18 protein-coding genes are annotated in these 25,429 nt (G+C 31.7%); 8 read left to right on the top strand and 10 right to left on the bottom strand.

Annotated elements, in window-relative coordinates:
- Position 1: 1 nt before the first annotated feature.
- The gene (locus JOOMADRAFT_RS13065; RefSeq protein WP_008614100.1) at positions 2-2,374 is read right to left on the bottom strand and encodes a TonB-dependent receptor; all 2,373 of its coding nucleotides are present in this window, start codon (positions 2,372-2,374) and stop codon (positions 2-4) included.
- Between the two features lie 332 nt (positions 2,375-2,706).
- Positions 2,707-4,932, bottom strand: coding sequence for an NADP-dependent isocitrate dehydrogenase (locus JOOMADRAFT_RS13070; protein ID WP_008614102.1), 2,226 nt, complete (start codon positions 4,930-4,932; stop codon positions 2,707-2,709).
- Between the two features lie 457 nt (positions 4,933-5,389).
- On the opposite strand from JOOMADRAFT_RS13070, the gene JOOMADRAFT_RS20555 reads away from it, so the two are divergent.
- The 4 genes from JOOMADRAFT_RS20555 to JOOMADRAFT_RS13085 are packed head-to-tail and all read left to right on the top strand — an operon-like array spanning position 5,390 to position 12,593.
- Positions 5,390-5,752, top strand: a complete 363-nt coding sequence (locus JOOMADRAFT_RS20555; RefSeq protein ID WP_050989696.1) for an HD domain-containing protein — start codon at positions 5,390-5,392, stop codon at positions 5,750-5,752.
- The gene (locus JOOMADRAFT_RS13075; RefSeq protein WP_050989697.1) at positions 5,752-6,561 is read left to right on the top strand and encodes a Pycsar system effector family protein; all 810 of its coding nucleotides are present in this window, start codon (positions 5,752-5,754) and stop codon (positions 6,559-6,561) included. Before JOOMADRAFT_RS20555 ends, JOOMADRAFT_RS13075 begins: the two co-directional genes overlap by 1 nt.
- Before the next feature lies 1 nt (position 6,562).
- The gene (locus JOOMADRAFT_RS13080; protein WP_008614105.1) at positions 6,563-8,908 is read left to right on the top strand and encodes a hypothetical protein; all 2,346 of its coding nucleotides are present in this window, start codon (positions 6,563-6,565) and stop codon (positions 8,906-8,908) included.
- A 19-nt stretch (positions 8,909-8,927) separates the two neighbouring features.
- The gene (locus JOOMADRAFT_RS13085; protein ID WP_008614106.1) at positions 8,928-12,593 is read left to right on the top strand and encodes a metallophosphoesterase; all 3,666 of its coding nucleotides are present in this window, start codon (positions 8,928-8,930) and stop codon (positions 12,591-12,593) included.
- 496 nt (positions 12,594-13,089) lie between these two features.
- On the opposite strand, the gene rplS is transcribed toward JOOMADRAFT_RS13085, so the two are convergent.
- The 7 genes from rplS to JOOMADRAFT_RS13120 form a co-directional block, all read right to left on the bottom strand.
- Positions 13,090-13,440: a 50S ribosomal protein L19 gene (gene rplS / locus JOOMADRAFT_RS13090; RefSeq protein ID WP_008614107.1), complete on the bottom strand. Its 351-nt coding sequence runs from the start codon at positions 13,438-13,440 to the stop codon at positions 13,090-13,092.
- Positions 13,441-14,276: 836 nt separating this feature from the next.
- Positions 14,277-14,954, bottom strand: a complete 678-nt coding sequence (gene trmD / locus JOOMADRAFT_RS13095) for a tRNA (guanosine(37)-N1)-methyltransferase TrmD (protein ID WP_008614108.1) — start codon at positions 14,952-14,954, stop codon at positions 14,277-14,279.
- Positions 14,955-14,969: 15 nt separating this feature from the next.
- The gene (locus JOOMADRAFT_RS13100) at positions 14,970-16,043 is read right to left on the bottom strand and encodes a DUF748 domain-containing protein (protein ID WP_008614109.1); all 1,074 of its coding nucleotides are present in this window, start codon (positions 16,041-16,043) and stop codon (positions 14,970-14,972) included.
- 106 nt (positions 16,044-16,149) lie between these two features.
- Complete coding sequence (locus tag JOOMADRAFT_RS13105; protein ID WP_157136685.1) at positions 16,150-16,764, bottom strand: tRNA (guanine-N1)-methyltransferase; 615 nt, start codon at positions 16,762-16,764, stop codon at positions 16,150-16,152.
- 558 nt (positions 16,765-17,322) lie between these two features.
- A complete protein-coding gene (locus tag JOOMADRAFT_RS13110; protein WP_008614111.1) occupies positions 17,323-18,123 on the bottom strand; it encodes a DUF2490 domain-containing protein in 801 nt (266 codons plus the stop codon).
- Between the two features lie 101 nt (positions 18,124-18,224).
- Positions 18,225-19,676 carry a glyceraldehyde-3-phosphate dehydrogenase gene (locus JOOMADRAFT_RS13115; protein WP_008614112.1) on the bottom strand — a complete coding sequence of 484 codons (1,452 nt, stop codon included), beginning with the start codon at positions 19,674-19,676 and terminating at the stop codon, positions 18,225-18,227.
- A 220-nt stretch (positions 19,677-19,896) separates the two neighbouring features.
- The gene (locus JOOMADRAFT_RS13120) at positions 19,897-21,306 is read right to left on the bottom strand and encodes a S1C family serine protease (RefSeq protein ID WP_008614113.1); all 1,410 of its coding nucleotides are present in this window, start codon (positions 21,304-21,306) and stop codon (positions 19,897-19,899) included.
- 189 nt (positions 21,307-21,495) lie between these two features.
- Here JOOMADRAFT_RS13120 and dapF point away from each other — a divergent pair, with 189 nt between their 5' ends.
- From dapF to JOOMADRAFT_RS13140, 4 genes are all read left to right on the top strand, one after another.
- Positions 21,496-22,272: a diaminopimelate epimerase gene (gene dapF, locus JOOMADRAFT_RS13125; RefSeq protein ID WP_040879746.1), complete on the top strand. Its 777-nt coding sequence runs from the start codon at positions 21,496-21,498 to the stop codon at positions 22,270-22,272.
- On the top strand, positions 22,272-22,796 hold the full coding sequence (locus JOOMADRAFT_RS13130) for a GNAT family N-acetyltransferase (RefSeq protein ID WP_008614115.1): 525 nt from the start codon (positions 22,272-22,274) through the stop codon (positions 22,794-22,796). The genes dapF and JOOMADRAFT_RS13130 overlap by 1 nt, the downstream gene beginning before the upstream one ends.
- A complete protein-coding gene (gene mltG, locus JOOMADRAFT_RS13135) occupies positions 22,796-23,839 on the top strand; it encodes an endolytic transglycosylase MltG (protein ID WP_008614116.1) in 1,044 nt (347 codons plus the stop codon). Before JOOMADRAFT_RS13130 ends, mltG begins: the two co-directional genes overlap by 1 nt.
- Positions 23,840-23,958: 119 nt before the next feature.
- A complete protein-coding gene (locus tag JOOMADRAFT_RS13140) occupies positions 23,959-24,603 on the top strand; it encodes a lysozyme family protein (protein ID WP_008614117.1) in 645 nt (214 codons plus the stop codon).
- A 76-nt stretch (positions 24,604-24,679) separates the two neighbouring features.
- Here the strand turns inward: JOOMADRAFT_RS13140 and JOOMADRAFT_RS13145 are convergent, their stop codons facing one another.
- Positions 24,680-25,405 (bottom strand): SAM-dependent methyltransferase, encoded by a 726-nt coding sequence (locus JOOMADRAFT_RS13145; protein WP_008614118.1) that lies wholly within the window; start codon positions 25,403-25,405, stop codon positions 24,680-24,682.
- Positions 25,406-25,429 lie beyond the last annotated feature (24 nt).

The raw sequence follows: 25,429 nt of genomic DNA on the forward strand, positions 1-25,429 counted from the left end.
TTTAAAATTTAAAGTTGTACGTAATGGAAGGGATAATGCCATAAATAGATAATTTTACGGCTTCATTTCTCATTTCTTCGGTGTTTTCTCTAAAGCTTACCGAAGCAGCATTTTTCCGATTGTAAACATTATAGATACTAAAAACCCATTCGCTTTGCCATCCTTTAGTTTTCTTTGGTTTTGGGGTGTAGGTAGCAGATATATCTAATCGGTTGTAAGAAGGGAGTCTACTGTTATTTCTTTCGCCATAACTAGGAATAGTAATTCCTTCATATTCATATTGTCCATCTGGATAAGAGGCGGGTCTCCCAGTTTGGAAGATAAAATTCCCTCCAAAATTCCATTTTGGCGTTAAAGTGTAGGAAGCAGTTACAGAAATATCGTGGGTTTTATCATAGGGAGTATAATACCATTTTCCGTTATTAATTCCGGGTTCATCAGGAGTTCTTCCAGGGGTACGTTGTTTAGATTCTGATAAGGTATACGATAACCAGCCTTGAAGTTTTCCTTCATTTTTTCTGAATAAAACTTCCATTCCATAAGCTTTAGCCTCTCCATTTAAAACAACTTGTTCAATAGCATCATTGGCAATTAAATCTGCCCCATCGATATAATCAATTCTATTTTTTATGTTTTTGAAGAAGAGTTCTGTTTCTAATGAATACTTATTATCACTAATATTTTTAAAATAACCCACCGCATATTGATCGAGTAGTTGTGGCTTGATGAACGAACCGCTAGGCGCCCAAACATCTAATGGGGTGGGAGAGCTTGTATTGGTAATGAGATGTAAATATTGCGACATACGGTTGTAGCTAGCTTTAATAGACTGTGTTTCGTCTAATATATAGGAAGCAGCAATACGTGGCTCTAAGTTTGTATATGATTTAATAGACTTGCTTCTGCTGGCGCTAATAGTGTCTATTGGAGTAGCTTTTTCATAAATGCCGAGATCTGGATTGTAAACTACAGGGGTATTGTTTTGATAAACGTTAATTTCGTCTTGTCCAAACCTATCAAATCTACTAAGTCGCAAACCGTATTCAATAGCTAATTTGTTGGTAATTTGATGTTCAATATCTATGTATGCAGCCGCTTCATTAGCATATTTATCGGTGAGTTTAAAATAATTAATTCCAGAATCATCTCCTTCAGGTTCAATCTCTCCTGGATTAAATTTATAATACACATTATTTATTCCGTACTGCAATTTAAATTTATTGGAAATGTAATGTTTAAAATCGTATTTTAAATTGAAGTTGTTTATCCCACTATTCCAGTTAAAGCCTACAAAATTAAGAGTTAAACCATAGTAATAATCGCTATAAATTAGGGAGAGGTTGGAGAATAATTTATCTGAAAATAAATGATTCCATCTTAAGTTAACTACTGAATTTCCGTAGACATTATTAAAGCTATCGTTTATATCGAATACATCACGTCCAAAATATCCTGAAAAGTAAAGGTTGTTATTTTCATTTAACTTATAAGAAAGCTTTGTGTTTAAATCGTAAAAATATGCGGAGTTGTCATTATCGGTTAGTTTTAGAAATAAGTGGGCATAGGAGCTTCTACCACCAATAAGAAAAGAACCTTTGTTTTTAACAATAGGACCTTCAGCCAGAATTCTACTAGAAACAACCCCAATACCCCCCGTCATATGAAAGTTTTTGCTATTACCATCTTTTTGGTAAATGTCTAATACAGAAGAAATTCTACCTCCATATCTAGAAGGAATTCCTCCTTTATATAATTTTAAGTTTTTAATGGCATCTGGATTAAATACAGAAAAGAAACCGAAGAGATGAGAGGAGTTAAAAATAATGGCTTCGTCTAAGAGGATTAAATTTTGATCGGCAGATCCTCCTCGCACATTAAATCCAGACGAGGCTTCTCCTGCATTACTAACACCTGGTAATAATAAAATAGATTTTATAACATCGGCCTCTCCTAGAACCACGGGTATTTTTTTTATGGTAGCAGCGCTCATACTATTCACACTCATTTCGGGCTTTTTGATATTTATTCTCTCTATATCTTGTTCTACCACAACTTCATCAAGTTCTTCTGAGGAAGCTTTTAAACTGAAATCTTGTTTGGAACTTGTAGAGAGCTCTATCTGTTTGCTAATAGTATTAAATCCCAAATAACTTATTTGAACGGTATAATTTCCTTCTGGGATAGTTATTGAATAAAAGCCATATTCGTTGGTAGTTGTTCCAGTTTTAAGTTCAGGAAAGATAACATTTACTCCAATAAGTGTTTCGTTACTAGAAGCGTCTGTTATTGTTCCGCTTAAGGTTACTTGTTCTTGGGCAAAGGAAAATGAGATTCCGAAGAGAAGAAATAAGCATAACTTTAAAAAGTTGTTCATTCTTTTTTTTATTAAAAATAAAAGTAATTTTACTGTTATAGATAAAAAAAAGTAAGAACTTCTATAAAAATACAAGACCACTTCACAATAAGAACAAAGAACAAAGACTAAATATTAACTATCAGAAATAAGTTCTTTAAAGGAGTAACATTACTTAAACCCTCTTTTTATCATTTTTATTAATAGCAAGGGGTCTGTTTTGAAAACCTCATTTAAACCTTGGTATAAATTGAATCCAATAAATTCTGTTAACTTTTATTGGACTACAATAATAAAAAAATAAAGCCTTCTAAAAAAGAAGGCTTTATATATAAAAAGGTATGGTTGTAAACTTATATTTTAGCTAAAATGCTATTAAATGTTGCACTAGGCTGCATAGCTTGTTTTGTTTTCTCAACATTTGGCATGTAGTACCCATCTATATTGACAGGTTTTCCTTGTGCCTCGTTAAGCTCTTTAATAATAAGAGTTTCTTTTTCTGTAAGCTCAGCTGCAATAGGAGTGAAGGCTTCTTTTAATTCAGCATCTTCAGTTTGTTTTGCTAAGGCTTGAGCCCAATATAGCCCTAAATAAAAGTGACTACCTCTACTGTCTAATTCTCCTACTTTTCTAGAAGGCGATTTATCTTCTTCTAAAAACTTACCTGTAGCTTCATCTAAAGTGGTAGCTAATACCTTAGCTTTACTGTTATTATTAACATTTCCGTAGTGCTCTAGAGAAACGGCTAATGCTAAGAACTCTCCTAAAGAATCCCAACGTAAATGACCTTCTTCTAAAAATTGCTCAACGTGCTTTGGAGCAGAACCTCCAGCACCAGTTTCAAATAAACCTCCCCCATTCATTAAAGGAACAATAGAAAGCATTTTAGCACTAGTACCTACTTCTAAAATAGGGAAAAGGTCTGTTAAATAATCTCTTAAAACATTTCCGGTAACAGAAATAGTATCTTCTCCTTTTTTAATTCTAGCTAGTGTATAGTGAGTAGCTTCTTCTGGAGACATTATTTTTATTTCTAAGCCACTAGTATCGTGGTCTTTTAGATATAAATTTACCTTTTTGATTAACTCAGCATCATGAGCTCTATTTTTATCTAACCAAAAAATGGCTGGAGTATTAGTAGCTCTTGCGCGAGAAACAGCAAGTTTAACCCAGTCTTGAATAGGAAGGTCTTTTGCTTGGCACATTCTCCAAATATCTCCTTCTTCAACTTTATGCTCTATTATAACATTTCCTTCACCATTTAAAACTTGAACAACCCCATTTCCTGAGATTTCAAAAGTTTTATCATGAGAACCGTATTCTTCTGCTTTTTGAGCCATTAATCCTACATTAGGAACTGTTCCCATAGTAGTTGGATCAAAAGCTCCATTTTCTTTACAAAAATCTATAGTAGCTTGGTAAACACTAGAGTAGCTACTGTCTGGAATAACCGCTTTAGTATCTTGACTCTTACCTTCTGCATTCCACATTTGTCCTGAGTTACGAATCATTGCAGGCATAGAAGCATCAATAATTACATCACTAGGAACATGTAAGTTGGTAATTCCTTTGTCAGAATTTACCATAGCCAAATCTGGTTGTTCGTTTAAGATACTTTGAATGGTAGCTTTTACTTCTTGCTTTTCAGTTTCAGGTAACTCGTCAACTTTTTCTAATAAATCTCCAAGACCATTATTCTCTTCAACATTTATTTTTTCTAATAAAGCACCATGTTTATCAAACAACTCTTTAAAGAACACTTTTACGGTGTGGCCAAATATAATTGGATCCGACACTTTCATCATTGTGGCTTTTAAGTGTACAGAAAAGAGAACGTCTTTTTCTTTAGCGTCTTTAACTTCTTTTTCAAGGAAACTAACCAATGCTTTTTTACTTAAAACAGTAGCATCAATTACTTCTTTATCAATAACTTTTACTTGCTCTTTTAAAACTTCTTTATTTCCGTTATTGTCAACAAATTGAATTTTTAAACTTTGAGCGTTATCAATGGTTAATGATTTTTCGTTGGAACGAAAATCACCCTGATCCATGGTTGCAACATGAGATTTTGATGATGCACTCCATGCCCCCATTGAATGCGGATTTTTCTTTGCGTAATTTTTAACCGCTTTTGGAGCTCTTCTGTCAGAATTACCTTCTCTTAATACTGGGTTAACAGCACTTCCTTTAATACCGTCGTAACGGGTTTTAATTTCTTTTTCTGCATCTGTTTTTGGCTCATGCGGATAATCTGGAATATTAAACCCTTTAGCTTGCAATTCTTCAATAGCATTTTCTAATTGAGGAATTGACGCACTAATATTTGGAAGCTTTATAATATTTGCCTCTGGCGTTTTAGCTATTTCTCCAAGTTCTAATAAATCGTTAGGAACTTGTTGTTCTTTGGTAAGCATATCTGGAAATACTGCCAGAATTCTAGCAGCAAGAGAGATGTCTTTTGTTTCAATATCTATATTAGATGTTGCAGTGTATGCTTTAACAATAGAAAGCCAAGAATAAGTGGCTAATGCTGGAGCTTCGTCTGTTTTGGTATAAAGAATTTTAGGTTTATGTGACATTTATTTGAAGAACTATTTTTTAATTAAACTTCGCAAATATACAATTTTAAACATTTTTTCGGCAATAGAAAGCTAACCATTTAAGAGAAAATAGTTATAAATACTAATGTAGTAATAGTAGTTATGACCATTTTAGGTTTTTTTAATGCCTAATAGAGGATTTAATTTCCAAGAGATTGTTCTAAATTTGCCGATGAATTTTGCATCGAAATGAACTAAAATAGTGGATTACATACTATCTGCTCTTTAAGAAAAGAGAAATTAAATTTAACCGTAGTAGAAACATTCTCTTTGTTGTTAAAATTGATTTAAAATAAACTGAATAAAATTGATTTTACTTGAAAGTTTTATAAGACATATAAGACAGAGGTATGTGTTTAATTAAAATTGGATAGGCTAGCACCAATAACTCCTATTAATTCTTTATTTTTATATAATATTTAACAAAGCATTTCCTATGGAAGAGATTATCTTACAACAAGCAGCAACATTTGTTACTGACTTATTTGAAAATAAATTATCTCCAAAAAATTTATATCATAACATAGCACATACAGAAAGAGTTTTAGAGAATGTAACAAAGATTTCTAAACATGAAAATTGTAATGCGCATGACATTTTTTTGCTAAAATTGGCTGCATGGTTTCATGATACAGGTTATACTGTAGTTGAAGATGTGGGTCATGAATTTAAAAGTGTCGAAATAATAAAGCAGTTTTTTGACCAAATATCAATTTCAGAAGAAGATAAATTATTGGTAGAAAAATTAATATTGGTAACACAATCTAACTTACCCCTAAAACACATTTGGAGCAAATAATGAAAGATGCAGATTGTGCGCATGTTGCTTCAAACGATTTTTTTGATATTTCAGAACAACTTCGGTTGGAATTAATTTATAAAAAAGAGGAAGAAATTTTAGAGTTAGACTGGTTTTTAAAAAACAAACAGTTTCTAGAAAAGCATTCGTTTTATACAACATATGCAATTCAAAAACTTCAACCTCAAAAAGAAATTAATGAGTATCATTTAAATCAAAAGATTACTAAACTAGAAGAAAAGAGAGCTAATAAAAGTGCCAATAAAAAAACGGGGAGAGGTGTAGAAACGCTCTTTAGAGTTCAGTTAAAAAACCATATCGAGTTAAGTGCAATTGCAGATACTAAAGCCAATATTTTATTATCTGTAAACGCAATTATTATTTCGGTGGTGCTATCTAACTTGGTACCTAAGCTTGATAACGAATCGAATTTATTTTTAGTCTACCCAACTCTTATCCTATTAACTTTTAGTGTTATTTCTATTGTTTTGTCAGTGATATCTACTAGACCAAACATATCTAATGTTACAGTAACAAAAGAAATGATAGTAAATAATAGGACGAATATTCTGTTTTTTGGAAATTTCTATAAGATGAATTTGAAAGATTTTGAGTGGGGAATCGACTATTTAATTAGCAATGAAGACACGTTGTATAATTCGCTTACTAAAGATTTATATTATTTAGGACTTGTTTTAGAACGAAAATATAGATTGTTAAGAATTACTTACACAGTATTTATGATTGGGATAGTAATTTCGGCAATATCTTTTGTGGTAAGCTATAATTTTTTCATTAATATTTTTTAGCATGAAAAGGCATATCCCTACAGGGCCATTTAAACCTATTATTTCATTTAAAGTTTTGGCAGCAAAGCTTAAAGACTTATTGGCTTCATCTAATAGTATAGAGAGGTTTCAGGCGGAGCAAATCTTGGCTATTTTGGATAAAACTCCAGATTTAGTTAATGGAATGAGAGATTATAAGGTTTTTAACTCTTATAAAGAAGAAGTAGCACAATTAATGAGTGTTTTGTTTCCTTCAGCATTAAGTGGAAATGAAATTAAAGCAGCTGTTTTTCCGTTTTCAAATCAGTTTTTTTACGCATCTAAACGGTTTTTAGATATTTCTAAACAAACAACTACAGATATTGAAGAAGTTTTTAGAAAGCTATATCAGAAGAATGAAAATGTGGTGAATTTAAATCCATATGCTATTATTCTTAATCAATATTATGGGTATAATGTAGATTTTGAAAGACCAAAACATATAAAGTTAGAAGGCGTTAACGGAAAAACAAGAACATATAGAGTAGCTTTTAATGCCGACTTTATAGGGATGTATCCAAATGAAAATGCAATAGAGATTACACCTGAAATTCTTGATATTCTGCTTTCAAATGCAGACGATGAAGAGGTATGGCAAAGTTATTTTCCAAACGATTCTTGGATCATAGAAGGTTTTGGAATTTTAAATATGATAGATGTAACTCTAGACGATCAAATAGATACTTTTAAAACACATTTAATCCAGCCAAATAATAAGAGTTTTAAATATTTGTTAGAAGATATTCGAGCAATTTTTAATATTCCAAATTTACGCTTAGGGAGCTATAAAGTGGATCATAATAAAATTATTCCACCGTACGATAAAAATTTTGAGATGCTTACCTTGTCTTCAGAAGAAATTATTGAGACCTCCAATTATGCTTGTACGGAGATGAATAATCTATTGTTTGATGAGTGTAAACCAGCCATTATTGCAAATGTAGAAAACTACCATAAAAAAAATAATGGCAATAGATTGAGTAAGGCATTACTAGAACGCGGATTAAAAAGTGCCGCTTTATTGCCTATTTCTATTGAAGGAAAACTAAGTTTTATTATTGAATTAGCAACTCCTGAAATTAATCAGATCAATGCTATAAACATGGTAAAACTAGATAGTATTATTCCATTTATACTGAGTTATTCAAAGCGTTCTGTAAATGAATTTCAGAATGAAGTAAGTGCAGTAATTCAGCAGGAATGTACCTCTATCCATCCATCTGTAGAATGGCGATTTGAAGAAGAAGCTGCTCGGTATATTTATAGACGTAACATGGGGGAATCACCTTCATTTAAAGAAATTGCTTTTAAAGATGTGTATCCTTTATACGGGCAAGTGGATATTGTGGGGTCTTCTATAGCAAGGAATGAAGCTATTCGTGAAGATTTAACAAATCAATTAATGCAAAGTAGCGTATTGTTAGAGGCAAGAGTAAAGCATGATAAGCTTCCTTTTTACGAACAATTAATTTTTCAGATAGCTAAATATCTCAAAGAGCTTAATGAGAATTTTAATGCAAGCACAGAACAAGAGATAACTATCTTTTTTGAAAATCAATTATATCCATTATTTAAACACATACAAGCGTCTAAAAAAGCCTCTAAAGATATAGATGCATTTTTAGCACTGTTAGAAGAAGAGAATAAAACTTTCTATATAGCTCGAAAAGCTTATGATACTGCTGTAGATGCTATTAATAAACTCTTTTCAAATTTTATGGATAAGAAGCAGAAAGAAGCTCAGCAAATGTTTCCACATTATTTTGAAAAGTATAAAACTGATGGGCTAGAGCATAATATGTATGTAGGACAATCAATTGTGAAGCATTTAACGTATCATGACACTGTATTGTATAACCTACGTTTGTGGCAATTACAGGTTACTTGTGAGATGGAAGCAATGTATTATCAGCAACAAAAAGACTTCCCGTTGCCTTTAGAAGTAGCATCTCTTATACTAGCTTATGACATACCAATTACAATACAATATAGAATTGATGAAAAACATTTTGATGTAGATGGTGCGTACAATGTACGGTATGAAATGATTAAAAAGCGAATAGATAAAGCGCATATAAAAGGTACAAATGAGCGTTTAACACAACCTCATAAATTATGTGTAGTATTTTCTAGTACAGCAATAGAACGAGAATATTTGGCTTATTTTGAGTTTTTAAAATCTAAAAATTACATTGGAGAACATATAGAGATTTTAGAATTAGAGGAACTGCAAGGTGCAAGTGGAATAAAAGCTCTTAGAGCAGAATTAAATCCTAATTTACAAAAGGTTTCAGATGTTTTTACGGTGAAAGATTTGCAATCCGTTTAATTGTTTAAAAAAATAATTAATGATAAAAAAACTACCAATTAAATATTTATTCCTTTTAGTTTTCTTTACAGCCTGTGCTACTTTAGAATATGAAACTAATAAAGAGAATAATGCTGTTTTAAGCGGAATTAATAAAGAGACTATAAATGTTTTTTTAATTGGAGATGCTGGGAAATTAGGGGTTAATAATACTACTCCCAAAGCATTAGTAGCATTGCAAGAACAATTTAAAGAAGCAGATGCTAATGATATGTTATTTTTTTTAGGAGATAATATTTATCCATTAGGATTGCCTTCAGAAAAAAAGAAAGGTTATAAAGCGGCTAAACAAAACTTAGATGCACAATTAAAAGTTGCTAAGTCTTTTCCTGGGAGTGTTTATGTTATTCCAGGGAATCACGATTGGTATCATGGAATAAAAGGACTCAAGCGCCAAGAAAAATTGGTAGAAGAGGCGCTTGGTAAAAATACTTTTCAGCCAGAGGATGGATGTGGAATTGAAAAAATTAATATCAATGATGATACCGTATTGTTGCTTGTAGACTCGCAATGGTATATAACCGATTGGGACAAACAACCAACTATAAATGATGATTGTGAAATTAAAACCCGAGATCAATTTTTAGAAGAATTTCGTAGTGAAATTAAAAAAGCTAGAGGTAAAACAACACTTGTGGCTATTCATCATCCAATGTTTAGTAACGGCTCTCATGCTGGGCAATACACCATCAAAAGTAATATGAGTCCGCTGCCAGTTTTAGGAACCATAAAAAATGTTTTAAGAACTACAAGCGGAGCTTCTAATGCAGATATGTCGAATTGGTATTATAATGATTTAAGAAAAAAATTAATAGCTGCCGCACAAGAAAATAATAATGTGGTTTTTTTATCAGGGCACGAGCATAATTTACAGTTTATTCAATCAGATAATTTAACTCAAATAATAAGTGGATCAGGCTCTAAAATAACAGGAGTGCGTAAAAGAAATGGAAACGTTTTTGGAGCAAGTACAAATGGTTTTGCAGTGTTAAACATCAACAAAGACAAAACTTCGGATGTTCAATTTTTTGACGCAGCAACCAATAAGGTTATTTTTCGTTCAAAAGTTAATACAGAAAAAGGGAAATCTTTTATCAACTATCCTTCTCAGTTTCCAGATTCTATATCGGCTTCGGTTTATACTTTAGACGAAACAACCAAAAGCGGATTTTATAGTTGGTTATGGGGAGCGCGTTATCGAGACTATTTTAGCAAGCCTGTTTTGGCAAAAACCGTTAATCTGGACACATTATACGGCGGATTAAAACCTGTAAGAAAGGGGGGAGGAACTCAATCTAGATCTTTGCGTTTAGAAGCCAAAAATGGAGCACAGTATGTTATGCGAGCCGTTAAAAAAAGTGCAACGCAATACATACAAGCTTCGTTGTTTGACGATCAATATGTTGACGATCAGTTTGATGAAACTGCAGCCGAAGCTTTGTTAAAAGATGTTTTTACTGGCTCGCATCCATATGCTCCCTTGGCTATTGGAGAATTGTCTGATGCTGCAGGCGTATATCATTTAAATCCAAAGTTATATTACATACCAAAGCAAAATGCTTTGATGGGCTACAATAATGAGTTTGGAAATGAATTGTATTTATTAGAAGAGCATGCCTCAGAAGGACATCCAAGTTTAGCTGGCAAAAATTTTACAGGAGATATTGTTAGTACGTTAGATGTTATAGAAGAAATTCATTCAGATGAAGATGTAGTAATTGATCAAGAAAATTATGTACGTGCTAGATTATTTGATATGCTAATAGGCGATTGGGATCGGCATCAAGATCAATGGCGTTGGTTAGAATTTAAAGAGAACGGAAAAAAAGTATATCGTGCTTTACCAAGAGACCGAGATCAAGCATTTTCTAAAATGTCTGATGGCGCTATTTTGACTGCTGCAATAAATTTGTTGCCCGCTGCTAGAATTTTAAGACAGTATGATGAAGATTTGAAAGATGTAAAAGGGATTAATGTAGAGCCCTTTCCTTTGGATAAAACTTTTATTATAGATGTTGATAAATCTGTATGGGATGCACAAGTAAGATATATTCAACAGCATGTTACTGACGATGTTATTGATAAAGCTTTTGCTGAAATGCCTAAGGAAGTCCAAGATGAATCTATTGATAGGATAAAATATTTATTAAAATCTCGACGCAAAAATTTGCAAGATATTTCCGATCGATACTATAAGGTTGTTAATAAATTAGCTATAGTTACAGGAACCAATAAAGATGATTATTTTTCTATAAAAGCCTATAAAGATGGGAGTGTTAAAGTGTCCACTCTTAGAAAGAAAGATGATACTATTAAAGATCAATTTCATCATAGGGTATACAATCCAAAAGAGACGAAAGAGATATGGATTTATGGTTTAGATGATACCGATACTTTTGAGATGTTTAATAAAAGTAGGAAAATAAAAATCAAACTTATAGGAGGACAAAATAATGATGAATACATTATACCACATGGTAAGAATGTAGTTATTTATGATTATAAGTCAAAGAAAAACACACTTGATAATGTAAAATCTGCCAATATTAAGCTCACAGATAGGTATAAAACAAATGTTTACAATTATAAAAAGTTCAAAAATAACACCAATCAGATAATTCCAGTTATAGGAGCAAATCCAGATGATGGTTTGAAAATAGGCGTTTCAAATACATATACAACTTATGGTTTTGAGAGAAATCCGTTTACAACGCAGCATCATATAAATGCGGCTTATTATTTTGCTACCAACGGATATGAGGTATTATATCAAGGAGAGTTTGCCAATGTAATTGGAGGGTTGAACTTTCGTTTGGAAGCAGGGTTTCAAAGTCCAAATTACTCTTTAAACTTTTTTGGCTACGGAAATAAAACAGCAAATAATGATGATGATTTAGGTCTTGATTACAATAGAGTAAAAGTTCGAAGTGTTGGTATTGCTCCAAGTATGGTATGGAAATCAAGGAGAAGCTCAGTAACTTTTGGAGCTTATTATGAGTCGGTAGAAGTAAATGATACCGATAACAGATTTGTTCAGGAGAACAATAATATTTTGCCTAGTTATGTTTTTGATGAGGTACAGTTTGCTGGCGTAAAAACGTCGTTTAGTTATTCTAATTACGATAATAAGGCTTATCCAACGGTAGGGTTAAGATTTTCTATGCTTGCTGGGTATAGTGCTAATTTAGATATTAATAGTCGCCAATATGGTTATTTTATTCCAGCCTTGGGGATTGCGCATAAATTAAATCATTCTGGGCGCTTAGTTTTAGCTTCAAACATAAAAGCCCATTTAAATATAGGAGATGATTATGAATTTTATCAGGCTGCAACAATAGGAGGGATAGGTGGACTCCGAGGATTTAGAAATCAGCGTTTTACAGGGAAAACTTCTTTCTATCAAAATACAGATCTGCGTTATAGTTTTTCAAATATTAAGACACCTTTAATTCCTATAAAATTAGGGTTGTATGGAAGTTTTGATTATGGGCGCGTATGGTTTACAGAAAATGAAGGGAGTAAGTGGCACAACTCTTATGGAGGAGGAATGTTTATTAATGGCGCTGAATTAATTTCTGCTAATTTGGGAGTTTTTGATTCGGTAGACGGGATACGTGTTGCCTTTGGTTTAGGTTTTGGATTTTAAGAGTAAAAATTCTTTAAAAACAAAAGCCATATCAATACATTATATGTTTTGATATGGCTTTCTTAGAAATAGGTACTTAAATTTTCGTATTTTCTATAAAAGAACGCTACTACTAATAGTTCGCTATTTCTATGAAACATCTAGTTTTCTCAATAATTTAATCAAGACCTAACTTTAATGCTTCAAATTTGTTTTTAATTCCTAATTGAATTTCAGTATAAAACTTCCACTCTTTTGGCAATGATTTAGTATGATCTACTAAATTCAAACTTTCTCTTTGATTTAACTTTTTAAATTAAATAGTGAAGAGACTCATTAAGAACAAATGTTTTAAGAATTAATCTTTCTTAAAACTCTATTGTAAATATAAGGTAAATGTATGCTGATTACAATTTTTTAACACATTATTAATCAACACTTTATAAACATGACTTATTAACAATTGTTCATAAAAAAAGCCTGCATATAGCAGGCTTTTTGTGTTATGGTAAATAGGTTAAGATCTAACCTCTTTAATTCTTGCTTTTTTACCAGTAAGACCTCTAAAGTAGTATATACGTGATCTACGTACTTTACCTTTTTTGTTGATCTCTACTTTTTGTAATGCAGGCATGTTGATTGGGAAAATTCTTTCTACCCCAACAGTTCCAGACATTTTTCTAATAGTAAACGTTTCTGAAGAACCTGTTCCTCTTCTTTGGATAACTACTCCTCTAAAGAACTGAGTACGTGTTTTTTCTCCCTCTTTAATTTCATAGTATACAGTAATTGTATCTCCTGCTGAAAACTCAGGGAACTCTTTTCTTTCTACAAACTCGTCTTGTACAAATTTTACTAAAGCTTCCATTGTGCTATATTTATAATGTGTTGATTCAGAGTAACATTCACGATTATCGTCAGAGGTTAATCCGAATTTGGGTGCAAAAATAATTATTATTAATTAAAATACAACCTTTTACAGTTTATTTTTTGTTATAATTATATTATTGTCCGATAAAAGCAGACAATGTTTATTGCATTCTACATATATCAAGGGTTAATAGAGTTTTTTAAAATAGCCTCCTTGCTATTAAGAAAAATGAATAAAAAGAGGAGCTTAGTAATGTTGTTTCTTTAAGCTACTCATGTTGTAATAGTTAAGATTTAGTCTTTGTTCTTTTCTCTTGCAGCGAAGCGGTCTTGTATTTTTACTCGGACATAAATGTTATAATTATATTATTGTCCGATAAAAGCAGACAATGTTTATTGCATTCTACATATATCAAGGGTTAATAGAGTTTTTTAAAATAGCCCCCTTGCTATTAATAAAAATGAATAAAAAGAGGAGCTTAGTAATATTGTTTCTTTAAGCTGCTCATGTTGTAATAGTTAAGATTTAGTCTTTGTTCTTTTCTCTTGCAGCGAAGCGGTCTTGTATTTTTACTCGGACATAAATGTTATAATTATATTATTGTCCGATAAAAGCAGACAATGTTTATTGCATTCTACATATATCAAGGGTTAATAGAGTTTTTTAAAATAGCCTCCTTGCTATTAATAAAAATGAATAAAAAGAGGAGCTTAGTAATATTGTTTCTTTAAGCTGCTCATGTTGTAATAGTTAAGATTTAGTCTTTGTTCTTTTCTCTTGCAGCGAAGCGGTCTTGTATTTTTACTCGGACACTAATGTTATAATTACTAGATTTATTCATCTAATAAATCAGGTCTGCGCTCTTTTGTTCTCTTATAAGCCTGTTCTTCACGCCATTTTTCAATTTTAGGAAAATTACCACTCAATAAAATTTCAGGTACTTTATGTCCGTTATAATCTGAGGGTCTAGTATAAACTGGTGGCGCCAATAAATCGTCTTGAAAGGAATCGGTTAGGGCAGAGGTTTCATCATTTAAAACACCTGGAATAAGGCGGATAATAGAATCGCATAGTACAGCGGCTCCCAACTCTCCTCCAGAAAGTACATAATCTCCTATTGATATTTCTTTGGTTACAAAAATATCACGTACCCGTTGATCTACTCCTTTATAATGGCCACATAAAATAATAAGATTCCTTTTTAATGAAAGCTGATTTGCAATGCCTTGATTGAGGGTTTCCCCATCTGGAGTCATATAAATAACTTCATCATAGCTTCTCTCTGCTTTTAATCCGCTAATACATTTATCAATGGGTTCAATCATCATTACCATTCCAGCTCCGCCACCAAATTGATAATCATCTACAGTTTTGTAATTATTTGTAGTATAATCTCTTAAATTATGTAAATGTATTTCTACATGCCCTTTATCAATTGCTCTTTTTAAAATAGAAGCTTCAAAAGGACTTGTAAGTAGCTCTGGTAGTACTGTAATTATATCTATCCGCATTTTATAAATAGAATTTTATTCTTCTTTTTTAGCATCTTTAAACATTACCGACTCATCTATTTCTCCTTTATAGGCTTTTATAAATGCATTTTTAAAGATTCCTGCAATAGTACTAAAAATGTTTGAATCTACATTGTTAAGGTCGCCTTCAATAGGGATTTTAGTAGCTAAAGAGTCTTGTTTTTGATTTTTAAAGATAAATTTAAAAAATCCAACAAATCCTTCCCATGCTTTTTTAAAGATACTACTGTTTTCTTTGCCAAAAGAATCTACAATTTTTACATCCGTTAAAATAGGCTTAAAATATCCTTTTAAATAACCATTGTTTATTACAAGCTCACTAAAAAGGTCAAAATTTCCTTTTTCAAAGTCTATTCCTACATAAGCAAGGGTGAATGAGTTTAGAGCTTTGACAGCTGCTTTTTCAAGTGAAAAATTAAAATCAACATCTGGAATTTGTTGTACTAAATCCATTTCTCCATCAAGTTTTACATTTCCGCCACCAATGCTAACTCCTGTTAAATGAAGTGAGGAAGGGAGCTTTTGTTCTTTGTTTTCTACATTTCTTAAATTGGTGGCTACTAACTCTATTTGGTCAATATATAAATCTACATCGGGACTCTTATTAAATTCAATAAATCCTACTTTTCCTTCAGTAATTGTAAGTTTATTAATGTCTATGGGAACAAGATCTGTTAGTGCTTTACTCCAATCGTTGTTAGAAGTTTTTACAGAATCATTTACTTGTTCTTCAAAAATATAAGTGATTTTAGGTCTGTATAAGTCGATTTTGCTTACAATTTCTCCGTCAAAAAGCGATTTCCATTGAATGGAGATGTCGGATTTCTCAAAATTTAAAAAAGGAATGCTACTTTCTCCATTCATCTTATCTAATTTTAATTGATGAATAACATAAGCACCTCGGTACAAATTAATGTCTATATCTTCTACATGTCCCCAATAGCTTGGTATTTCTTGTAAAGTATTGTTTACATATCTCTTTACAATAGTGGGAAGTAATAACCGTACTATAACTAATAAAAGTATAATAACTACAACTATGTAAGTTGCTTTTTTTCTTTTTGACATGGATGGTTTTTAATTGGTAAGATAAAAAAACTCCCCTTAAGGGGAGTTTAATAGAATCATAATTTATCCCCATAAATGGGATTTATATCTTAAAAAAGTTAAAACCTTACTTAGTTTTAGTAAGTTTTTGCTTATTTATTTCGTCTTGTAATTGTCTTCTAGCTTTCTGCTCTCGCTCTAAAGCTTTTCTGCGGTGTTCTTCATATTCTTCTTCCAATTCCGCTAAAGATTTTTGAGCTTCTTGAGTTACTGTATTGGCATTTTTAAATTTATAAACAAAGAAACCTAGAATTAAAGCTAGGATAGCAACAATTCCCCACATAATACCTTTGTAGGCAGGTTTGTTAATAAGGGCTCCAAAAAAAGAAATGCTATCCTTCTCTTCAGTAACTGTTGCAAGTTGTTGATTTGTAGAAGCTAATTCTTTGTTTAAATTATCAATTTTTGATTTCTGTGTACTCGTTAGTTGCTCCGATGTTGCAAGCTCTTTTTCTAACCTAGCTACAGAATCTAGCGTGTTTTTCTTTAGAAGTAAAAGCCAGTTTTTCTTTACTACTTTATAATCTTGATAATTGTTGGCCTTTTGAAAGATGTATTCAAACTGATTGTCGATACTCCCTTCTGTTAAAGACAATTCTTTTTTATCACTTTCTTGTGCAATGACAGTGAAAATTGAAAATAGAATTAAGGATGTTGCTGTTAATAGGTTCTTTCTCGTCATCTTCATTCGTTAAAATGTTAATTCCACTACGTGGTTTTAATTCCTCGATTCTTACTTCGATTCTTTATCGAAATCCATTTAGCTAGAACCGAAGTAGGTTAATTATTCGTTTTAATTTCTCATAAAGAGTTTAATCCATTGACAATATATGTCAAAATGAATTAATTTATTCTTTTTGAATATCACATATTTAGGCTTAAAGCAGATGGATGATTCAAAAAAATCTATGTAGTAGCAATATTTAGGGTTGCAAAGTTACGTTTTTACTGCAAACGATTACAATATTAAGTTATTGTTTTCATTTAATAAAAAAGTTTTACATTTTATTATATTGTTGTCCAATAAAAGTTTAACGGAATTTATTGGACTCCATTTATATGATAGTTCAAATGGGGTTTTCAAAATGGAAGCTTTGCTATTAATAAGAATGAATGAAAAAAGGATTTTAGTAATGCGTTTTCTTTAAACTACTTATTTTGTGGTATTTAAGATTTAGTTTTGTCCTTTATTCTTATAGCGAAGCGATCTAGTATTTTTACTCGGACATTAATAATTTTATTATAATTCATGTGGGTCTTTAACTAAGCGTAAAGGAAATGTTTTGTATACTCTTAATTGAAAGATAATATCATTAGTTCGAACTAAGTTTTCAAATTCTTGTTTAGTGTAATGATAACCAATGCTGAATTGTGCTTTAAAACTAGGATTGAATACATAGCCTATTCCAGGAGTGATTCTAATAACATCGTTAATTTGTTTAGATTTTTTAATATTGAAGAAAAACTCAACATCAGCAGGGATGTAAAAGCCTTTTGACTTATCCGCAAATAAGTCTGACAAATTAATAATACCAGATATTTTATATCGTAATCGTAATCCAAAAGAGCTGTTTTCTTCTCTGAAAAGATTGGTAAAACGTTCTTCTAAACGAAGGTATTGATTAAATTTTGTTCTTTTGGTAAAGTTAAAACCAAGACTATATCCTTGGTATATCCTATATTCAAATGCGTTAACGGCATTAAAATTATTGATATAAAAATACCCGATACCTCCAGTTACCGCATGGTTAAATTTTAAATTCTTTAGATTGAGTTGTTTTAATTGGTATTGGATTTCAGCTTTGGAGACAAATCTTTCTCCATTTTTTGGTTCGTTAGTTCTATAGCTAATATCTGTATTTAGACGGGTGCGTTCACTCAATTTCCAAGATGGTTTTAATTCAAACCATAATTGTCTGGTAAAATCATGATCCGCAATACTGTCATTTTGAGAGTAGCTGAATGAAAAATTCAAAAAAATAAAAATAACAATAACAAGAATTACCTTAAAGGAAGCATATTCTTTGTTAGGTATTTCCATGAGTTATTTAATATGAGTTAAATAACTAAAATAGTTAATAATTGTGAAATTAAAAAAGCCTTATTCTTAATTATGAGTCAAGAATAAGGCTTATTTTATTATTAATAGTAAGTAAAACGTCTAACTTTAGCAATATACTTTGCAAGTCTCATTACTTGGTGGCTATAGCCGTACTCATTGTCATACCAAATATATAAAACAACGTTTTTTCCGTCTGGAGAAACAATAGTAGCATTACTATCGTAAATAGAAGGGGCGGAGGTGCCTATAATGTCCGAGGAAACCAATTCGTTATTTAAGGAATATTTTATTTGCTCTACCAAATCTCCTTCTAATGCATATTTTTTTATAATGGTATTAATGCCTGCTTTTGTTGTTCCTTTTTCAATATCTAAATTTAAAACAACTAGGGAGCCATTTGGAACAGGAACTCTAATGGCATTGGAGGTTAATTTTCCTTCTAAATTAGGGAGCGCTTTTGCTACAGCTTTTCCTGCTCCAGTTTCGGTAATAACCATATTTAATGCTGCAGCCCTTCCTCTTCTATATTTTCCATGCATATTATCCACCAAATTTTGGTCGTTTGTATAGGCATGAATAGTTTCTAGGTGTCCTTTTATAATCCCTAAAGAGTCTTCAATAGCTTTGAGAATTGGTGTAATAGCATTTGTGGTGCAGGATGCGGCAGAAAATATAGTTTCTTTATCAGGATTGTATTCTTTGTGGTTTACACCATATACAATATTAGGAATGTTTTTTCCTGGAGCTGTAAGAAGTACTTTTTTTACACCTTTCGATTTTAAATGACGTGCTAGCTCTTTATCATCTCTATAAACCCCTGTGTTATCTATTACTAACGCATCTTTAATTCCGTAGGCAGTATAATCAATGTTTTCTGGATTGGATGCATTAATTAAATAAACAGTAGTTCCATTTATTATTAATGCTTTTTTCTCCACATCAATAGCAACTGTTCCTGAAAAGAAACCATGAATAGAATCGTTTTCTAATAATGAAGCTCTTTTTTTTAGAACTTCTTCTGTAATTTCACCTCTGGTAACAATTGCTCTTAATCTAAGTTGTGATCCAACTCCAGTTTTTGCCATTAATTCTCTAGCTAAGAGCCTACCAATTCTTCCAAACCCGTATAAAATAACGTCTTTAGGTTTTATCCCATTTGTTTTATTAGCATCTTTTAATTTATTGATAACAAATGAAGCGGTATCTGTATGCTGAGAATCTTCTACATGAAACTCATAGGTAAGTTTTCCTATGTCGATTTTTGAAGGAGGTAGATTCATATTTTTTATGGCATTTGCAATGTCTACCGAATCGAAAATTGATATTGGTTTCTGTACAAATTCTCCTGCATATTTGTGTAAGTTCATTATTTCACTAACACTTTTGTCTATCAACTGATTTCTAAAAAGTACTAGTTCAACGGAGTTATCATACCAAAGATCACTTACAATTTTAATAAACTCTACGGTTGCTCTTCTTCTGTCTGCCTGAAAAGCAAGTTCTTTCTCATAGGTTTCATTTGTTACTTTCATTCTTGTGTTGTTTTGTTTGTAGTGCTTTTTTAATCCCCTATTAGGGTTTTGTTTTTTTGAGGCTACCCTCTTTTTTAAAATATTTTTAACTTCTCCTTCATTTATTATCTACTGAAGGTTTTTTTTCGCAAAAGTATATATTTCAAACGTTTTCGTGAAGCTTTTTTGATAAAAAAAAGAGCTTCATTTCGAAGCTCTTTTAAGTGTGCATTATACGCTTTTAATTTCTGAAAACTAAACGCTCTCTTTCACCATGTTCATTTAAAATAACAAGACTCATCATTCCATATTCTTTAGCTTTTGCAACGGCTTTTTTAGCATCATCAATAGTTTCTATTTTATCGTCGTTGATGCCAACTAATAATTTTCCATCTAAACCTAATCTTCTATTGTAGTCGTTAGTACTATATATTACAACACCTTCTTGATTGTTGTATCTATCTTTATCCGACTTTGTTTGTGCTTGGATGGAAATTCCAACTTCTTCAATAGTATATGTGTAGGAGGTATTATCTATTAATGTTACAGGAAGTTCCATATTTTCATCATCTCTTAGGATGGTTAAATTAACCAAATCATTAGGTCTTTTACTTCTTAAATAGCCTGTTAAATCAGAAAACTTAGATATTTTAATATTATCAATTTTTTTAATGATATCTCCCGATTTTAGTCCAGCTTTATATGCCCCCGATTTTTTAAATACTTCAGCAACTAAAACCCCTTCAGATTCGTTAATTCCTTCAACTCGACCATTAAGAACAGCTAAATCTTGACCTTTAATTCCTAAAGTTCCCATTTGTACATTTCCAAATTCCATAATATCGTCAACTACTTTTTTTGCAATATTACTTGGTACAGCAAAAGAATATCCAATGTACGACCCAGTTTGAGAGGTAATAGCGGTATTTATACCTATTAACTCTCCATTAGTATTTACTAAGGCACCTCCGCTATTTCCTGGGTTTACGGCAGCATCTGTCTGAATAAAGGATTGAAAAACCCCATCTTGTTCATTTAAATCTCTAGCTTTAGCACTAATAATTCCCGCAGTAACTGTAGAAGTTAAATTAAAAGGGTTTCCTACAGCTAATACCCATTCGCCAATTTTTGAATAATCGGAATCTCCAAAAGCTAAATAAGGCAAATCACTCTCAGCATCAATTTTAATAAGAGCAATGTCTGTTTCAGGGTCGGTTCCAATTAATTCGGCGCTATAGGTTTTATTATTATTAAGAGTTACCTGTAGCCTAGTAGCGTTTGCTATAACATGGTTGTTGGTAACAATATAGCCATCAGGAGAAATAATTACTCCAGAACCAGTTCCTACTTGAGTTCTTGGCTGACTACTTCCAGATCCATAAAAGTATTCCATTATACTTGTAGGACCTTTGCTTACCGTTAGATTTTTAACGTGAACTACCGCATGAACTGTTTTGTCTGCAGCCTCAGTAAAATTGATATTTTCTGCTGCTTCTAAGGTTGATGGATTGTAACTAGCAGTTACAAATTTAGATTGATTTTCTTGGTTTTCTATTAAAGGAATTTGCTTTTCAAAAGCAAATTTATAAATGCCTAAAGTAATGGCACCCCCTAGTATAGATACGAGTAAAAGACTTAAAAATTTCTTCATCACTTTTAAACTAATTTATTTTAATTAACACTTAAAATTACTTGATAATTATATTCCATATTTCAATTTTAACGCACTTTAACAATGAAATAAACGTTTGCTTTATTGTATATTTGTGAATCGGTTAGAAGACTGTTAATTTTTAACAAAGCCTTCAGAATTCTAATAGATACAAGTATAAATTTTACTATGGAACTTAATTTTTATAAATACCAAGGTACTGGAAACGATTTCGTTATGATTGATAATCGTCAGGATATCTTTCCCAAAAATGATACCAAACTCGTTAATTTTTTATGCGATAGAAAATTTGGAATTGGAGCTGATGGATTAATTCTTTTAGAGAATGATGATGCTACAGATTTTAAAATGGTGTATTATAATGCAGATGGAAACGAAAGTTCTATGTGTGGTAATGGAGGGAGATGTTTAGTGGCATTTGCAAAATTTCTAAATGTAATAGAAGATAATTGTTCTTTTATAGCCGTTGATGGTTTACATACCGCAAGCGTAGCAGATGGAATTGTTAGTTTGGCAATGCAAAATGTAGAAAAAATAGATGTTTTTGATACCTATACTTTTCTAAATACTGGCTCTCCACACCATGTGCAGTTAGTAGAGAATTTAATGCATTTAGATGTAAAAGAAAATGGAGCCAAGCTACGTTATGGTAAATATGGGAGTAAAGGGAGTAATATAAATTTTGTAGCTCAAGAGGGAGACACAACTTTTAGTGTACGAACTTATGAGCGTGGAGTGGAAGATGAAACGTTATCATGTGGTACAGGAGTAACAGCGGTTGCTATTGCTATGTATGAAACAGCAAAGACAACAAGTAATAAAATTACATTAAAAACCCCTGGCGGAGAACTTAAAGTTTCATTCGAAAAGAATGGAGTGGGGTATAAAAATATTCATTTAGTAGGGCCAGCAACGCAGGTTTTTTCAGGAATAATAAAAGTATAATGATAACACTCTCTGGAAATACAATTTATTTAAGGGCTTTGGAACCAGAAGACCTAGACTTTCTTTACACTTTGGAAAACGATGAGAAAGTTTGGGAGGTAAGTGAAACTTTAGCACCTTATTCTAAATTTATTTTGAAAGAGTATTTAGCAAATAGTCACAAAGATATTTTTGAAGTTAAGCAACTTAGATTGGCAATTTCCAATTACAATAATAAATTACTTGGTTTTATAGATATCTTCGATTTTAATCCTAAAAATAAAAGAGCAGGAGTTGGGATTGTAGTTTTAGAAGAAGCTAATAGAAATAAAGGAGTAGGGCGTGAAGCGTTGTCTTTATTAATAGATTATGCTTTTAATCATTTAGATCTTCATCAATTATATGCCAATATTTCTGAAAGCAACAAACCTAGTATTCATCTCTTTTCAAATTTAGGTTTCGAAAGAATTGGAATTAAAAAAGATTGGAACTATACTTCGGGAAAATTTCAAAACGAAATTCTTTATCAAAAGATTAATAAATAATGTATATAAGAAAAATTTTAGTAGCGATAGCGCTTCTGGGTGCCATTGTAGGCTTTGTATTTGTGTATTATGTTTATAATGCCGTATTCTCTCCAAACACAGCTTTTCAGAATGAAGAAGCGTATGTTTATATTAAATCGGATGCTGGATTTAATGATGTAAAAGAGCAATTAGATCCTTTGTTGGAAAACATGGCTACTTTTGAAAAGGTAGCAACTCAAAAAGGATATACAGCTAACATTAAAGCAGGAAAGTACGCTATTAAAAAAGGAATGAATAATAACGAAATTATTAATTCTTTAAGGAGTAAAAACGTACCTATTTCACTTTCTTTTAATAATCAAGAGTCGCTTACTAAACTTGCAGGCAGAATTGCTACACAGATAGAAGCCGATAGTGTTTCTCTGTATACTAGTTTTACTGATAGTAGTTTTTTAAGCAGTAGTAACTTTAATGAAGATACTGCCTTGGCAATGTATGTGCCAAATAGTTATGAATTTTTCTGGAATACTTCTGCCGATAGTTTTAGAGATAGAATGCTGAAGGAATACAATCGTTTTTGGAATGAAACTCGTCTAAAAAGAGCAGAAGCTATTGGTTTGTCGCCATTGGAAGTAGTAACCTTAGCATCTATTGTTCATAAAGAAACAGCTATGGTTGATGAGAGACCAAGAGTAGCAGGTGTTTATATGAATAGGTTAAATAGGAATATGCTTTTACAGGCAGATCCAACTATAATTTATGCAATAAGAAAGCATACTGGAGATGAGGATAAAGTAATTAAAAGAGTTCTTTATAAAGATTTAGAATTGGACTCTCCATATAACACTTATAAGTATGCTGGACTTCCTCCTGGTCCGATAGCAATGCCAGATATTTCTGCTATAGATGCAGTGTTAAATTATGAAAAAAATGACTATCTGTATTTTGTAGCAAATGTTAAAGATTTTGGATATCATAAATTTGCCAAAACGCTTTCACAGCATAATGCAAACAAGCAAGAGTATGTAAAATGGCTTAATTCGCAGGCTATAAAACGTTAATTTAAACTTTAAGATTACTTTAACTTACTGATTTTCTGTTTATTAAAAAAGTTGTATATTTGCACGCTCAATTTTAAGTAATCATTTCGATGATGTAAAGCTTAAAGAAATATACTTATATGAGAAAACAAATATTAAAATTTAATGTTTTAGTAGCTGTTTTAGTTTTAGTAATCGTGGTAAGTTTAGGTTTTACTTCAACAAAAAAAACCGAAGAAAACGTTCATAACATTAATAGAGTAACGAAGCCTTTAGCGTATTCGGTTTCTTTAGAAGATGAAGATGTTGAAGACATTATTAGAACACCCTTTTTAGGAAAGTCTTTTAATGGTTTCAAAGAAGCATTAGCTTTTAAAGAATCAAGAGGGGATTATTTTACTGTAAACCCTTTAGGATATATGGGCAAATATCAATTTGGAGCATCTACTCTTAAAACAATAGGAGTGAGTTCTAGTTCAGATTTTCTTAATAATCCAGAATTGCAGGAAAGAGCTTTTATAGCCAATCTTGAAAGAAACAAATGGGTTTTAAGGAAAGATATCGAATGGTATGTTGGTCGTGTATTTAATGGTGTTAAAGTTACAGAGTCGGGAATTTTAGCTGCTGCACATTTAGCAGGCCCTGGTAATGTAAAACGCTATTTACGCACCCATGGAGTTTCTGGTTTTGCTGATGCAAATGGAGCTTCTGTCCGTTATTATATGCGTAAATTTTCAGGATACGATGTATCTCATGTAAAGGCTAATAAAGCTGCTAGAATATAGTAGGCTTAAAATGATCTTAATAAAAAAGCCCGAAAACATAAATGTTTTCGGGCTTTTTGTGTTTTATAGTTTTGTTTTATTGCGCATGTAAAATAAATATGGTTGGCCTTTTGTGTAAGTCTATATTAGCACCCTTCCATTGAGATACAGATTGTGTTTTAATATATTCCGTATTTAAAGTAATATCGGTAGCTACACAAAGCTGAGTATTAGCAGCTAAGATAGTTGTTAAATCGGCTAATAGTTTATCATTTCTGTAGGGAGTTTCCATAAAAATTTGCGACTGGTCTAGTTCTTTAGATCTCTTCTCTAAGTCTTTTAAGGCTTTCTTTTTCTCAGCTTTATCGATAGGGAGGTAGCCATTAAATGCAAAACTCTGACCGTTCATTCCGCTTCCCATTAAAGCGAGTAAAATGGAGGAGGGACCTACTAAAGGAACTACCTGTACGCCTTTGTCGTGTGCAATTGCAACTACATCTGCTCCTGGGTCTGCAACTCCAGGGCAACCAGCTTCAGAAATAATTCCAACGTCATACCCATTTAAGCAGGGTGTAATAAAAGTTGGAATTTCTTCTGGTAAAGTGTATTTGTTTAAAACTTGAATTTTTAAACTTGGTTGTGACTTTTTAGGACTTATCCGCTTAATAAAACGACGGACTGTTTTTTCGTTTTCAACAATATAAAAATCAAGATTTTCAATAACTCTTTTTATGGAAAGTGGGAGTACCTCAAGAGGTTCTACTTCACCTAATGTTGTTGGGATTAAGTATAGTTTTCCCTTAGTGTTACTTTCTGAAGTCATGAGCAAATTTTGGCTCTAAGATAC

This window comes from Galbibacter orientalis DSM 19592, from assembly GCF_000260115.1.
Classification (GTDB): Bacteria; Bacteroidota; Bacteroidia; order Flavobacteriales; family Flavobacteriaceae; genus Galbibacter; species Galbibacter orientalis.

What these genes read in the sequence shown, in the direction of transcription:
- JOOMADRAFT_RS13100 (WP_008614109.1), bottom strand. Translation starts at nt 16,043, where the DNA reads ATGTCAAAAAGAAAAAAAGCAACTTACATAGTTGTAGTTATTATACTT.
- JOOMADRAFT_RS13085 (WP_008614106.1), top strand. Translation starts at nt 8,928, where the DNA reads ATGATAAAAAAACTACCAATTAAATATTTATTCCTTTTAGTTTTCTTT.
- JOOMADRAFT_RS13145 (WP_008614118.1), bottom strand. Translation starts at nt 25,405, where the DNA reads ATGACTTCAGAAAGTAACACTAAGGGAAAACTATACTTAATCCCAACA.
- JOOMADRAFT_RS13110 (WP_008614111.1), bottom strand. Translation starts at nt 18,123, where the DNA reads ATGGAAATACCTAACAAAGAATATGCTTCCTTTAAGGTAATTCTTGTT.
- JOOMADRAFT_RS13065 (WP_008614100.1), bottom strand. Translation starts at nt 2,374, where the DNA reads ATGAACAACTTTTTAAAGTTATGCTTATTTCTTCTCTTCGGAATCTCA.
- JOOMADRAFT_RS13075 (WP_050989697.1), top strand. Translation starts at nt 5,752, where the DNA reads ATGAAAGATGCAGATTGTGCGCATGTTGCTTCAAACGATTTTTTTGAT.
- mltG (WP_008614116.1), top strand. Translation starts at nt 22,796, where the DNA reads ATGTATATAAGAAAAATTTTAGTAGCGATAGCGCTTCTGGGTGCCATT.
- JOOMADRAFT_RS13120 (WP_008614113.1), bottom strand. Translation starts at nt 21,306, where the DNA reads ATGAAGAAATTTTTAAGTCTTTTACTCGTATCTATACTAGGGGGTGCC.
- dapF (WP_040879746.1), top strand. Translation starts at nt 21,496, where the DNA reads ATGGAACTTAATTTTTATAAATACCAAGGTACTGGAAACGATTTCGTT.
- trmD (WP_008614108.1), bottom strand. Translation starts at nt 14,954, where the DNA reads ATGCGGATAGATATAATTACAGTACTACCAGAGCTACTTACAAGTCCT.
- rplS (WP_008614107.1), bottom strand. Translation starts at nt 13,440, where the DNA reads ATGGAAGCTTTAGTAAAATTTGTACAAGACGAGTTTGTAGAAAGAAAA.
- JOOMADRAFT_RS13105 (WP_157136685.1), bottom strand. Translation starts at nt 16,764, where the DNA reads ATGACGAGAAAGAACCTATTAACAGCAACATCCTTAATTCTATTTTCA.
- JOOMADRAFT_RS20555 (WP_050989696.1), top strand. Translation starts at nt 5,390, where the DNA reads ATGGAAGAGATTATCTTACAACAAGCAGCAACATTTGTTACTGACTTA.
- JOOMADRAFT_RS13140 (WP_008614117.1), top strand. Translation starts at nt 23,959, where the DNA reads ATGAGAAAACAAATATTAAAATTTAATGTTTTAGTAGCTGTTTTAGTT.
- JOOMADRAFT_RS13130 (WP_008614115.1), top strand. Translation starts at nt 22,272, where the DNA reads ATGATAACACTCTCTGGAAATACAATTTATTTAAGGGCTTTGGAACCA.
- JOOMADRAFT_RS13115 (WP_008614112.1), bottom strand. Translation starts at nt 19,676, where the DNA reads ATGAAAGTAACAAATGAAACCTATGAGAAAGAACTTGCTTTTCAGGCA.
- JOOMADRAFT_RS13070 (WP_008614102.1), bottom strand. Translation starts at nt 4,932, where the DNA reads ATGTCACATAAACCTAAAATTCTTTATACCAAAACAGACGAAGCTCCA.
- JOOMADRAFT_RS13080 (WP_008614105.1), top strand. Translation starts at nt 6,563, where the DNA reads ATGAAAAGGCATATCCCTACAGGGCCATTTAAACCTATTATTTCATTT.